Origin of the sequence: Neglectibacter caecimuris, assembly GCF_034335015.1 — a bacterium.
Classification (GTDB): Bacteria; Bacillota; Clostridia; order Oscillospirales; family Acutalibacteraceae; genus Acutalibacter; species Acutalibacter caecimuris_A.
Genome location: NZ_JAWXXK010000003.1, coordinates 96,669 through 109,605, shown reverse-complemented (window position 1 = coordinate 109,605; position 12,937 = coordinate 96,669). Strand labels below are relative to the sequence as shown.

The window sequence follows — 12,937 nt, the reverse complement described above, 5'->3', positions numbered from 1 at the left end:
AAGCCTCCTCCGAAGCTTTTTTATCCCGTGCGAAAAAGCGGTTTCACACAGGGGAGTATATGAAAAAAGCAAGGCGAATTCTCCAGAAAAAACAGTTGACAGAAAAGCTTTCTCTATGCTAAAATAAGTTTTCTTTCCCTTGAGAAGGAAGAAAAAAGAAAAACTTACCGTTTCCGGCCTGTGCCCGGCAGACGGCAAGTTTTTTTGTTCACAAAAAGGGCCAAAACCGTGTTTTGACCACATGTAATATATAACATACCATACCGCAAAGAAAAAGTCTAGTCTTTTTTTCTTTTTCCTGCTATACTTTTGAAGTCTCAGGCCTGTAAACTTTTTTAAGGAGGAATGGTCATGGAAACAAAACGAGAAACCGGGGCGTCGGAAGCACAGGAGATCGCCGCCTTGTTCCCGGAGGAGACGGCTCATCTGCGGGAGATTGAGGCCCAGGTGGTTTTGGAACTTCAGGACGCCCAGGATCGGGTGGACCGCATGGAAGAGGAGCAGCGGGAGCTGCAGCAGTACATGGTGGAACACCACGGCGAGGGCGACGCCAAGGAAATGTTCCAAACCGAGCGCATCATGCGGGATGTGAACAATTCCGGCGCTTCGGCGGTGCAGTATCTGAACCGCCTGAAAAAGGTACAGGATTCGCCCTACTTTGCCCGGATCGATTTCCGCGCGGCGGGGGAGGAAACGCCCTATTATATCGGGCTTTACGCCTTTCGCCGGGAGAAGCGGCTTTTGATCATCGACTGGCGCTCTCCCGTGGCCAGCATGTTTTACGATTTTGAAACGGGCCCCGCCTTTTACACCACGCCCGCCACGCTGACCTCCCCGGCGGAAAAGATAGAGGGAGACCTGTTTCTGAAGCGGCAGTTCAAAATCAAAAATGGAGAAATGGAATTTGCCTTTGACAGCTCCCAGAACATTCAGGACGATATTTTGCAGAAGGAGCTGGCCCATACCTCCGATGAAAAAATGAAGTCCATCATTTCCACCATTCAGAAGGAGCAAAACCAGATCATTCGGGACGAAACCGCCGACGTCATGATCATTCAGGGGGTGGCGGGCTCCGGAAAAACCAGCATTGCCCTGCATCGGGTGGCCTTCCTGCTCTATCGCTTCCGGGATACGATCAAAGCCCAGAATGTGACCATCATTTCTCCCAACAAGGTATTCGGAGATTATATTTCCAGCGTGCTGCCGGAACTGGGGGAGGAACCCATCTTTGAGGCAAGCCTGGAGGATCTGGCCCTGATCCAAATCGAAGAGGGCGTGGATTTTGTGGGAGAAAAAAATCCCCTGGAAACAGACGACCCCGCCTGGACCCGACGGGTCCGATTCAAGGGAACGGCGGATTTTGTGCGGCAGATGGACGAGTACATTGAAAAGCTGCCGGAGCTGGCCTTTGAAGCTCAGGACTACGTGTTCGGCGAGTTTTCCGTTCCGGCGGACTGGATCCGGGAACGGGTGGCGATCTACCGGCGCTTTCCGCTTCTGAAGCGGCTGGAGCAGGTGGCGGACGATATCCACAGCCGGCTGGAAAACGAATTCCTCCGGGAGGAAAAGCCCCCTCACCGGAATACGATCCTTCAGGGCCTCCGGAAAATGCTGAAGTATAAAACCACCCTCCAGGCCTACAAGGCCTTTTACAGCTGGCTGGTAGAGCCCAAAATGTACAAGCCCGTACAGAAGGGCGTTCTGGAGTGGAACGATGTGTTCCCCTATCTCTATTTGCAGTCCTATTTCACGGGGCTGCAGGAAAGCAGGCTCATCAAGCACCTGGTCATCGATGAAATGCAGGATTACACGCCGGTCCAGTATGCCGTGCTGAATCGGCTGTTCCAGTGCCCGAAAACGATCCTGGGGGACTTCGGGCAGTCCATCAACCCCAACTGCCAGTATACGCTGGAGGACCTTCACGAGCTCTATGAGGGGTCTAAGCTGATGCGGCTGGAAAAAAGCTACCGCTCCACCTATGAGATCATTCACTTTGCGAAAAAAATCGCCGGGGCCCAGGATTTCCAGGCGGTAGAGCGTCACGGGGAGCCGCCTTTGGTGCTGGCCTTTGACGAGGAGGAGCAGGAGCTCCAAAAGCTTCTCGAGCTGATCCGGGAATTCCACCAAAGCGACTATAACGCCTTCGGCATTTTGACTCGAACCAACCCGGAGGCCCAGGCGCTGTATGAAAAGCTTCAGGAGCTGGGGGCGGAGGTGAATTTGATCCTGCCGGAAAGCAAAGCCTTCCAAAATGGGGCCACCGTGCTGTCCGTTCAAATGTCCAAGGGCCTGGAGTTTGACCAGGTGGCGGTTCCCTTCGCAAATGAGGGTGTCTATCACACGGAATTTGACCGGAACCTGCTGTACGTTGCCTGCACTCGCGCCATGCACCGGCTGTTCCTCACCTGCACGGGCACGTTAACGCCGCTTTTGCCAATCAGTAATTAGCAATTAGTAATTAGCAATGAAAGGTCAAGGACACAGGCGTTGTGACCAACACAGGCGTTGTGACCAACGCCGGGTAAATTGGAATTTGCGGATGCACTGCTTACTTCTTGCCTGTCATTCTGAACGAAGTGAAGAATCTCGCCCTTTGGGTCTTTTTCGAAGGGCTTTAAGGGCGAGATTCTTTGCCTGCGGCTCAGAATGACAAGAGAAAACTATCTGCTAAATTGCAATTTACCGTTTTGACCATGTCCTTCATTGTTAATTGCTCATTCCTCATTGCTCATTGTAGATGCCCTTTTCTAAAATTGCGCTGCTCTGCAGCGTCACCACCGTCCAGCATCTGGAATCTAAACGGGCGTGTTGCAGCTTTCCATTCTGCAACGCGCCCGATTCCTGTCTCTTTTTGGAAAGATTTCTCCCGAAAAATTTTCTCAGGCACTTGAATCGAAAGCCGTTTCCGATTATAATGAAAGCAGATTGGTATTTCGGGCGGCCTTTGCCCCGAAAACATTATAAAACCGAAAGGAGTACCAATATGAACTATTCCCATGAAGTGGAAAATATGTGCACGGTGAAGAAGGGCCCGCATCATGGCCCCGCCCCGATTCCCGAAGAGGGAAAATGGGTCAAGTCCTATGAGATCAAGGATATTTCCGGCCTGTCTCACGGTATCGGCTGGTGCGCTCCCCAGCAGGGCGCCTGCAAGCTGACCCTGAACGTGAAGGAGGGCATTGTGCAGGAGGCTCTGGTGGAAACTCTGGGCTGCTCCGGCATGACCCACTCCGCAGCTATGGCGGCGGAGATCCTGCCTGGCAAAACTCTCCTGGAATGCCTGAACACCGACCTGGTGTGCGACGCCATCAACGTCGCCATGCGCGAGATCTTTAAGCAGCTGGCCTATGGCCGCAGCCAGACCGCTTTCTCTGAGGACGGTCTGCCCATCGGCGCCGGCCTGGAGGATCTGGGCAAAGGCCTGCGTTCTCAGGTGGGAACCATGTTCTCCACCAAGCTTAAGGGCGTCCGCTATATGGAAATGGCCGAGGGCTATGTTATCAAAATGGCTCTTGATGAGGAAGGCGAGGTCATCGGTTATCAGTTTGTAAAGCTGGGCAAGATGCTGGAGGATATCCGCCACGGCGTTTCCCCCGATGAGGCTTATAAAAACAATATCGGTCAGTACGGCCGCTTCGATGGCGCAGCCAAATATATTGACCCCAGAGAAGAATAAGCACGGACCATACATAGATTAGGAGGACAACACAATGGCAAATGACGTCATGTTTGAAGGCAAAGAGAGAAGAATGCCCAAAATTGAGAAGTGTCTCGCCGAGTATGGCCTGGGCAGTCTGGAAGAGGCCAGAGAGCTTTGCAATTCCAAGGGCTTTGATCCTTATGAGATCGTAAAGGGCGTACAGCCCATCGCTTTTGAAAACGCCGGCTGGGCTTATACCCTGGGCTGCGCAGTAGCGATCAAGAAGGGAGTAAAGACCGCCGCCGACGCTGCTGAAGCCATCGGCATCGGTCTGGAGGCTTTCTGTATTCCCGGCTCTGTGGCCGAGCAGCGCAGTGTGGGCCGCGGTCATGGCAACTTGGGCGCAATGCTGCTTCGGGACGAAACCAAGTGCTTCGCGTTCCTGGCCGGCCACGAATCCTTTGCCGCCGCCGAGGGCGCTATCGGTATCGCAAAAACCGCCAACCGTGCTCGTAAGGAGCCCCTGCGTATCATTTTGAACGGCCTGGGCAAGGACGCCGCTTACATTATTTCCAGAATCAACGGCTTTACCTATGTGAAGACCGATTATGATTTCTTCACCGGCGAGCTGAAGATCGAAGAGGAGAGGCCCTTCTCCGATGGCGAGCGCGCCGCGGTAAAGTGCTATGGCGCCAACGATGTATTGGAAGGCGTGGCCATCATGAAGCATGAGGGCGTAGACGTATCCATCACCGGCAACTCCACCAACCCCACCCGGTTCCAGCATCTGGTGGCGGGCACCTATAAGAAGTGGGCTCTGGAAAACGGCAAGAAGTATTTCTCCGTGGCTTCCGGCGGCGGCACAGGGCGCACCCTGCACCCCGACAATATGGCGGCCGGCCCCGCTTCCTACGGCCTGACCGACTCCATGGGCCGCATGCACGGCGACGCCCAGTTCGCGGGTTCCTCTTCCGTGCCTGCCCATGTGGAGATGATGGGCCTGATGGGCATGGGCAACAACCCCATGGTAGGCGCTACCGTGGCCTGCGCCGTGGCAGTTTACGAGGGCACGAAGTAAGGCTTTCAGAAATTGAATAAGGAAAGGCTTCCGGTTAGTGATCGGGAGCCTTTTTTGCGTCTCTGAAAAGAAGAATTCCAAAAGTGCTCTATCATGCGTTTTCGGTCGGCCTTGATTAGGAAAATAGCGATTCTAAAGGCTTTGACAGAACTTATGTTTCGTGGTATACTCCATGGTAATATGGGGAAAACGAGGGAAGTTCATGGAATTGATTCGGGAAAAGGCTTGTTGCTTTACCGGGCACAGGTTCCTTTCTGAGGAGGAAAAGGCCGCGCTGCGGGGAAGGCTTTCTGAAGAGGTCTACCGGCTTTGGGAGCAGGGCATGACCACCTTCCTGGCAGGAGGCGCTTTGGGCTTTGATACGCTGGCGGCCCAGGCGGTGCTCTCCCTTCGGGCGGAGGGTCTGCCGGGGCTTCGGCTGGTGCTGGTGCTGCCCTGCCTGGGACAGGAAAGCCATTGGAGCAGACGGGACGCCCAACTGTATCAAAGCCTGATAAAGCAGGCGGACGAGGTGATCTATACCGGCGATGCTTACACGGAGGGTTGTATGTTTCTGCGGAACCGTTATCTGGTAGACCACAGCAGCCAGTGCCTGTGTTATTTGACAAAAAGCGGCAGAAGCGGCACCTCCTATACCGTGCGGTACGCGAAAAAGCAGGGGCTGAAGATCGTGAATCTGGCGGAGCAGGCAAGCTCCCAGCTTTCTTTGCTGTAAACGGAAGGGAGGGAACTGCCATGGGAAGGCAGCAGACAAAATGCCACGGCTCGGAAGAGCGCTTTGAAGTGGTGGCCCGGTTTATCTATGAGCGCTTCGGGCGGGAGATCACCTATATCGCCGATGTGGCGGGAGGACAGGGCATGCTCACAAAGCTGCTGAATAAAAAATATAATTACCGCAGCGAGGTCATCGACCCCAGGGGCTATGTGCTGAAGGGTGTGGAAAACAGGGAATGCGAATACACCGCGGACATGGCGGGCTATTATGACCTGGTGGTAGGCCTTCACCCCGACCAGGCCACCCGCCCGGTGGTGGAAAGCGCCTTTACCACCCCAATGCTGGTGGTGCCTTGCTGCAATTACTGGGACAGAACCCGAAAGCTGGGTACAAAAGCCCTGGTGGAAGAGATCTGCCTGTATCTCAAGGAACACAAAATCCCCTTCGAGCTTGTGACCTTCGATTTCAAAGGCCCCAAGAACGTGGGGATTTTGGCAGGAGGAAAAAGATGAGATGTATTGTGTAAAGGGTGGTTTCACCAAGCCACTACATTACATTGACTGAGGTTCATTTGTGGCAGAATGGTACAGGTTGGGGGGCGGTGATCGACCAGCAGGAAGGAACCGAAGCGGGAGCGTCCAGGGATGACCTGGACGCTCCGTTCTCTTTGCCGGCCCTCTACTAAGAGCGCACTTACTCACCACCAGCCAAGGGCCGATGGTGGTACTGCCTGACGGCAGCTGTGCGCTCTCCGGGGGCGGCTCCGCAGGGGGTGGACACCCCCTGCCGGTATATACCGGCAGACGCTAACGGCGGCTTGTGCATCGGGCGGAGTTGCGCCGATGCACTGAGGGCTTGGGGGCCGTCGGCCACCAACAAGCTGCGCCGGGTATATACCGGTGCATTGCTTGCTACTACTATTAGTGCCTATAAACGAAAGTTGAATGTCATTCGCTTTTGTGGTATACTGAACTCGTAATAAATCGACAAATCGGAATTTGAATGTTTGGAAAGGAAAAAGAAGGAGAATGAATGTTTCGTTATTCTCAAACCAATATCTTGTTCGAAAGATGTGTGCCAATGATGTAGCGGAAGTATACGCATTATGCTGTAAAAACAGTTTATACTATCAATACTGTCCACCGTTTGTATCAGAACAGAGCATTATGAATGATATGAATGCGCTCCCACCCAACAAGGAAATGTGCGATAAGTATTATCTGGGATTTTATGATGGGGAAAAACTGATTGCTGTGATGGATTTTATCATGGCCTACCCGGATGAATTAACAGCCTTTATTGGATTTTTTATGACGGATGTGTCCATACAGAATACTGGAACAGGGAGCAAGATTATTAATGACCTGTGTGCTTATCTGTTCCGTATTGGGATGGCGAATGTCCGCCTTGGTTGGGTAAAAGGGAATCCTCAAGCAGAACATTTTTGGCACAAAAATGGTTTTAGAGAAACAGGAGTTACATATGATACCGAAAACTATACCGTAATTGTTGCCCAACGAGGTTTATAAATTCCAATTTATCGAACCATCTTCCCCACTGTCATCCTGAGGAACAAAGTGACGAAGAATCTTGCCCTTCATTACCTGAGTAAAGAGCTGAAGAACGAGATTCTTCACCGGGAAAGTACGGAGCACTTTTTGTTCAGTAATGACAGAAGGAAAGCAGGTGGGTAACCGCTAAATTATAGTTTAGCTCCCTGATTCCGCTATCACTATTGTCATTCTGAGGAACGCAGAAAGCTATAGCTTTCTTGACGAAGAATCTCGTCCTTAAATCCCTTCAAAAAGACCCAAGGACGAGATTCTTCACCGAGAAAGCGCTCGGCGCTTTTTGTTCAGTAATGACAGGTAGAAAGTGAACGGATAACCGCTAAATTATAGTTTATATGACACCCCTTGGCTTTCTCGCCTGTCGGCTCGGTTGCTGTGCCCCGGTGGGGCACGCCCAGCAACGACCGAAGCGACAGCTGAGAACGGTTCGCATCAGCGGTCTCGCCTGTCGGCTCGGTCGGGTCAGAGCGGTCTCCACTGGAGACCTTCCCCCCACCGGGACGCGCTCACCCCTGAAAGGGGTGCTGGTCTCCGGTGGAGACCGTCCAGCACCGACCGAAGCGACAGCGTAGAAAGCAGTCACGGCAAAGCCGTGACTGAGGGGTTCAAAAAAGTAGGTTTTGTGTTAGTTTCCAGCGAACTGGAACCTCTCCACCACCTGACGGTGGTCCCAGAAGGTTGCAAAGCAACCTTCTTCCCCTATTCAGGAGAGGCAAGGGTTGCCGCCATTTATTAGTATACTAAATTCCAATTTATCGAAAAGCTCCCCACTGTCATTCTGAGGAACGAAGTGACGAAGAATCTCGTCCTGAATCCTTTAGCTAAGAGTCAAAGGACGAGATCCTTCGCCACCTTTGGTGACTCAGGATGACAATTCTGAGAGACATTTTCTCTTTCTAACAACTAACATGGTAAATTCCAATTTATCAGTTTAATTACGGTCGGGCCGGAAACTGTCCTCCCGTACCTGGCAGCTTCACGAGTGCCTGCGGCGGTTCGCCGCTGCCCTTAAATTTCTCATTCCTCATTCACCATTTCTTATCCCGCTTTTTCCAGATCCTTTCTCAGGCGGTGAATGATCCGTTTTTCCAGCCGGGATATGTAGGATTGGGAAATTCCCAGTTCGTCTGCCACTTCTTTTTGGGTGTGTTCCTTGGTGGATTCCAGCCCGAAGCGGAGGGTCATGATCTTTTTTTCTCTAGGAGAAAGCCGGTCTACTGCTTCCAGGAGCATGGTCTTTTCTGCCTCCTGCTCGATGTTCCGGTTTACCGCGTCCGGGTCGCTTCCCAATAGATCGGAAAGCAGCAGTTCGTTGCCGTCCCAGTCTACATTCAGGGGATCGTCAATGAACACCTCATTGCGCAGCTGAGAGCTTTTTCGCAGGTACATCAGGATCTCGTTTTCGATGCAGCGGGAGGCATAGGTGGCCAGCTTGATGTTTCGTTCGATCCGGAAGGTGTTTACCGCCTTGATGAGCCCGATGGTGCCAATGGAGATCAGGTCCTCCACGTTGGCGCCCGGGCTTTCAAACTTTTTGGCGATATATACCACCAGCCGGAGATTGTGGGTGATCAGCGGTTCCCTGGCGTTGGGGACCTCGTTTCGGATATTTTCTATGACTTGGGCCTCTTCCTCCTTGGTCAGCGGCGGGGGAAGAGTTTCGGGGCCGTTGATATAGTGGCATGGCTCCGCAAACCACCGGGAAAGAAGGGCTTGGAAGGAGCGGCGAAGAGAGGAAAAAAATTGTTTCAGGGTTTTCATGGAAAAGCACCTCATTTTGAGTTTTCAGCAATGCTCCCGAAGCTCCGGGAACAGGTCGGGATTGTACAGCGCATCAAATTGTCCGGCGGAAAGCTTCTGGCCGGAAACCGCTATGTAGCAGGAAAGCTCCTGCTCTGTTTTTACCACGGTAACACGTTCGGGACGAAAGGCGGGCAGGATCCCTGCACCACCCACGCTTTCAAAGGGGATCAGCCGCAGGGCTCCGGGGGATTCAGAAAGCGCGGGTGCTTTGTCTGTAAAAAAAGCCGAAAGCTCCGGCGGCACGGCTTTTCCCAGGCTTTCCGCCTGGCATACCAGCACGGGCAAGCCGGAAAAAGGCTCCCGCAGGGCATTTCCCGTGTCTGCTTTCACATAGAGCTTTACCGTTTCACCGTTGTTTTTCACAGCGATCCATTGGCAGCGCAGGCCGTTGGAGCCGGAGGAAAGCAGCCTTTGCGTGAGAGAAAAAAGAAAATAAGCGCCGCAGGTAAAGAAAAACAGCAGTGGGAGGGAAAGGTCAAAATAAATCACGTTTCCCAGCACCGCCACATGCCCCGGCGCAAAAAAGCGCAGCAAAAACAGAAAAAAGCCCGCCAGCAAAAGGGTGAAGGCCCAAAAGCACAGGGCGGCCCGAAAAAACATTCCGGGAGAGATCGGGGCAAGGGCCGCGCCCGTTACGGCAAGGGCACAGCAAACTCCCGACAGCAGAGAGACCCAGCCCGGCAGGCCGGGCAGCAAAGCGGAAAGGGAACAAAACGCTCCGGTAAGAGCTCCCAGCGCCAGCCTTCGGTTTTTGACCCGAAGACGCAGGAATTTTTTGACGCACCACAGCAAAAAGAAATCGATGTACAGGTTTACGATCACCAGAATATCGGCATAAATCGTCAACGGCATTCCCCCATTCTCGCAGGCGCTGCCCGCTGCCTGTATTATAGGCCGAAGCCCCCTTTTGATTCTGTCGGTTTATGGACACGGAAAAATTTTTTAACTTTGCCGATTTTTTGCCCGATTCCTTGCTTTTTATAAGGAAGCAGGTTACAATAAAGGGCAGCTCTGCTCGAAAAAGAAATGCTGAAACAGTGTTTTCCAAATTTTCTTGATGAAGGGGTTGACCACATGGAGAGAAAACAGAAACGGGGTACCTTTTTTGTGCTGCTGGCCTCTCTGCTGTTCAGCATCGGGGGGCTTTGCGTAAAGCTGATCCCATGGTCGGCGCTTTCCATCAACGGGGCCAGAAATTTGATCGGCGTTTTGGTGATCGGTTTGTACCTGCTGGTTTCCCGCCACCGGCTGAAGTGGAATCTGCCCGTGCTTTTAGGGGCCTTATCCACTTTTGGGACTACCACGCTGTATACGGTGGCAAACAAGCTGACGACTGCGGCCAACGCCATTGTGCTTCAGTTTACCGCGCCGGTTTTCGTGATTCTGTTTATGATCTTTTTGTTTCATGTAAAGCCCCAGAAGCTTGATGTGCTCACCTGCGGCGTAGTGCTGTTTGGTGTGCTGCTGTTTTTTATCGACGGTCTGAGGGCGGGAAATATGCTGGGAAATCTGGTGGCGGTGTTGTCCGGCGTGTGTTACGCGGGTGTTTTCCTGATGAACGCTTCCGAAAAAGCGGACGCCTTGTCCTCGGTGTTTTTCGGCCAGCTTGCCGCAGCGGTGATCTTTACGCCCTTCTGTCTGGGAGAAACCGATTTTTCTCCGGCGCCCATGCTGGCGCTCTTCGCTCTGGGCGCTTTACAGGTGGGACTTGCCTATATTTTCCTTTCCCTGGGCATTCGAACCACCCCGCCGGTAACGGCTTCCCTCATTACGGGGCTGGAGCCGGTGCTGAATCCCGTTTGGGTGGCGTTGTTTTACGGAGAGTGTATTTCTCCCACGGCCCTTGCGGGAGCGGTGATCGTAATAGGCGCTATTGTGGGTTACAATGTGCTGAAAAGCAAACGCTCCAAGGCCTCTGTATAGAAAGCACCTTTTCCGGCATACTAGGAAAGAGGCAATGAAACAAAAGCAGGGACGGGCCATTGCCCGTCCCTGCTTCTTTGCGGAAAGGAAGCTGAAGATGAATCAGAACAAAAAGAAGGTCGTACTGGTAGGCACGGGCATGGTGGGCATGAGCTTTGCCTATTCCGCCTTGAACCAGGCGGTGTGTGATGAACTGGTGCTCATCGACATCGATAAAAAAAGGGCGGAGGGAGAAGCTATGGACTTAAACCATGGCGTGGCTTTTGCCAGCTCCAGCATGAAGATCTACGCGGGAGAGTACAGCGACTGCGCGGACGCCGATATCGCGGTGCTGTGCGCCGGGGTAAACCAGAAACCCGGGGAATCCCGGCTGGAGCTGTTAAAGCGGAATGAAGCCGTATTCCGTTCCATTGTAGAGCCCATACTGCAATCCGGTTTTGGGGGGATCTTCCTGGTGGCCACCAACCCCGTGGATGTGATGACCAGGATCACCTACGAGCTTTCCGGCTTTAATTCCAACCGGGTATTCGGCAGCGGCACAACGCTGGATACCGCCAGACTTCGGTATCTCTTGGGAGAATATTTTTCCGTGGATCCCCGGAACGTGCACGCCTATGTGATTGGCGAGCACGGAGACAGTGAATTTGTGCCCTGGAGCCAGGCCATGCTTGCCACAAAGTCTGTTGCGGATATCTGCCGCCAGTCAGAGGGAAAATTCCGTCTTGAGGAGATGCAGAAGATCAGTACGGAGGTGCGGGACGCCGCCCAAAGGATCATCGAGGCGAAAAAGGCCACCTATTACGGCATCGGCATGGCCCTGGTACGGATCGTGCGTGCGGTACTGTCCGATGAAAACAGCGTTCTCACTGTATCCGCGCGCTTGTGGGGAGAATACGGCGAACGGGATCTTTATGCCGGAATGCCCTGCATCGTCAATCGCAACGGAGTGGACCGGGTGCTGGAATTAAACCTGACAGAGGAAGAGCTGGGGCGCTTCCGCCAGTCCTGCGCGATCCTGCGGGAAAGCTATGAGGCACTCTAGGCCAATCCCCTATTTATCTCCGATCCACGGGTACTCCAGAAGCTTAGCGGAGCAAACAGCCTTCGGGGCCTCGTAAAAAACCAGGCAGCCATCGGTGCTTTTCCAGCCCTCCGAAGCAGGGCGGGGAAGCGGTATCAGCGTGAGAACAGCAGCTTCTTCGGAGCAGGAAAGGGATTCCTCCAAAAATGCGGAGGAGGAATAGGCAGGGGCGCATAACACAAGAATGTTATGATCCGTAAAGGGGTCCTCCGTGATTTCCAAGCCGGGAAGCTGCGGCTCTTCCTCTGTATAGCCCCGCGCCTTTTTTACCGTGCTTTGATAATCGGCGAGATCGGTAAGAAACCCATACCCGCCGCCGAAATGAGAATCGGAAAAATAGTTCACATTCTCCAGGGAAAGCAGAAGCTCCATGGCGTTTGAAAAGGAAAACGGAGCGGAAGAAACAGAATCAGAGCACAGGGAAAACCGAAGACGCGGCGTTGTACCGTCCAGAGGACAGCTCAGCTTTTGATACAAACGCACAAAAAGCCTGGCGGCTTCGCCGCGTGTTACGGTTTTTTTCGGAGAAAAGCAGCTGCCAATATAGCTTGTACTGGAAAAAGCCTGATATTTTTCCAGTTCCCGCACAGGCTCCAATGCCCAGTTGGATATCTCATTCCAGTCTTCATAGTCTGGGTCGTCAAAAGGAAACTCCTGCCCGATGCCGGAAAACTCGATCATACGGGAAAAGCATACCGCCAGCTCTTCCCGGGAAATAGGCCGCTCCGGCTGAAAAATGTGAGAGCTTCCGTAAAACAGAACGTTTCTTTTGGCCCAAACAGCATACCGGCTGTAAAACCTGCCGGGTGTGATCTCTGAAAAACCGCCCTGATTTTCCGGAATTGTCACGCCAGCGACCTTTTCATAAAGCCGTCCCAACAGAGTAAGAGCTTCTGCTAACGTAAGATTTTGCTCCGGTTGAGTAGTTGTAATAAAGCGATTGGATAGTAACATCGCGAAAGCCGGAGGAGGCGGCATACAAAGGCAGGGAAAAGCACCCCAATATGAAAACGCAGAAAAGCAGACACAGCGAAAGAAAACGAGCAGCGAAGGATTTCATTGACCGGACAGCTGTTAGTTGTTAGAAAAGGCAGCGTACAGAAGGGCAGTGAGCAATTAGGAATGA

Annotated in this window: 11 protein-coding genes; 8 read left to right on the top strand and 3 right to left on the bottom strand. The window is 52.8% G+C overall.

What is annotated here, in order from left to right; translation table 11 throughout:
• The first annotated feature begins 351 nt into the window (after positions 1–351).
• The 6 genes from U8T64_RS03680 (at position 352) to U8T64_RS03655 (ending at position 6,962) form a co-directional block, all read left to right on the top strand.
• Positions 352–2,448 (top strand): HelD family protein, encoded by a 2,097-nt coding sequence (locus tag U8T64_RS03680; RefSeq protein WP_322181064.1) that lies wholly within the window; start codon positions 352–354, stop codon positions 2,446–2,448.
• Positions 2,449–2,983: 535 nt separating this feature from the next.
• Entirely contained in the window at positions 2,984–3,676 is a 693-nt protein-coding gene (locus tag U8T64_RS03675) for an iron-sulfur cluster assembly scaffold protein (protein ID WP_322181062.1), read from the top strand.
• Between the two features lie 34 nt (positions 3,677–3,710).
• Positions 3,711–4,718 carry a GGGtGRT protein gene (locus U8T64_RS03670; RefSeq protein ID WP_322181060.1) on the top strand — a complete coding sequence of 336 codons (1,008 nt, stop codon included), beginning with the start codon at positions 3,711–3,713 and terminating at the stop codon, positions 4,716–4,718.
• Between the two features lie 202 nt (positions 4,719–4,920).
• On the top strand, positions 4,921–5,433 hold the full coding sequence (locus U8T64_RS03665) for an SLOG family protein (RefSeq protein ID WP_322181058.1): 513 nt from the start codon (positions 4,921–4,923) through the stop codon (positions 5,431–5,433).
• Positions 5,434–5,453: 20 nt separating this feature from the next.
• Positions 5,454–5,945, top strand: a complete 492-nt coding sequence (locus tag U8T64_RS03660; RefSeq protein WP_322181056.1) for a hypothetical protein — start codon at positions 5,454–5,456, stop codon at positions 5,943–5,945.
• A 516-nt stretch (positions 5,946–6,461) separates the two neighbouring features.
• Positions 6,462–6,962 carry a GNAT family N-acetyltransferase gene (locus U8T64_RS03655; protein WP_322181054.1) on the top strand — a complete coding sequence of 167 codons (501 nt, stop codon included), beginning with the start codon at positions 6,462–6,464 and terminating at the stop codon, positions 6,960–6,962.
• Positions 6,963–8,042: 1,080 nt separating this feature from the next.
• Here U8T64_RS03655 and sigE read toward each other — a convergent pair.
• Complete coding sequence (gene sigE, locus U8T64_RS03650) at positions 8,043–8,765, bottom strand: RNA polymerase sporulation sigma factor SigE (protein WP_322181052.1); 723 nt, start codon at positions 8,763–8,765, stop codon at positions 8,043–8,045.
• 24 nt (positions 8,766–8,789) lie between these two features.
• Positions 8,790–9,659: a sigma-E processing peptidase SpoIIGA gene (locus U8T64_RS03645; RefSeq protein WP_322181050.1), complete on the bottom strand. Its 870-nt coding sequence runs from the start codon at positions 9,657–9,659 to the stop codon at positions 8,790–8,792.
• 222 nt (positions 9,660–9,881) lie between these two features.
• Here U8T64_RS03645 and U8T64_RS03640 point away from each other — a divergent pair, with 222 nt between their 5' ends.
• The gene (locus U8T64_RS03640; RefSeq protein WP_322181049.1) at positions 9,882–10,730 is read left to right on the top strand and encodes a DMT family transporter; all 849 of its coding nucleotides are present in this window, start codon (positions 9,882–9,884) and stop codon (positions 10,728–10,730) included.
• Positions 10,731–10,827: 97 nt separating this feature from the next.
• The gene (locus tag U8T64_RS03635; RefSeq protein WP_322182015.1) at positions 10,828–11,772 is read left to right on the top strand and encodes an L-lactate dehydrogenase; all 945 of its coding nucleotides are present in this window, start codon (positions 10,828–10,830) and stop codon (positions 11,770–11,772) included.
• 9 nt (positions 11,773–11,781) lie between these two features.
• Here the strand turns inward: U8T64_RS03635 and U8T64_RS03630 are convergent, their stop codons facing one another.
• Positions 11,782–12,660 carry an S-layer homology domain-containing protein gene (locus U8T64_RS03630; protein WP_322181048.1) on the bottom strand — a complete coding sequence of 293 codons (879 nt, stop codon included), beginning with the start codon at positions 12,658–12,660 and terminating at the stop codon, positions 11,782–11,784.
• Positions 12,661–12,937 lie beyond the last annotated feature (277 nt).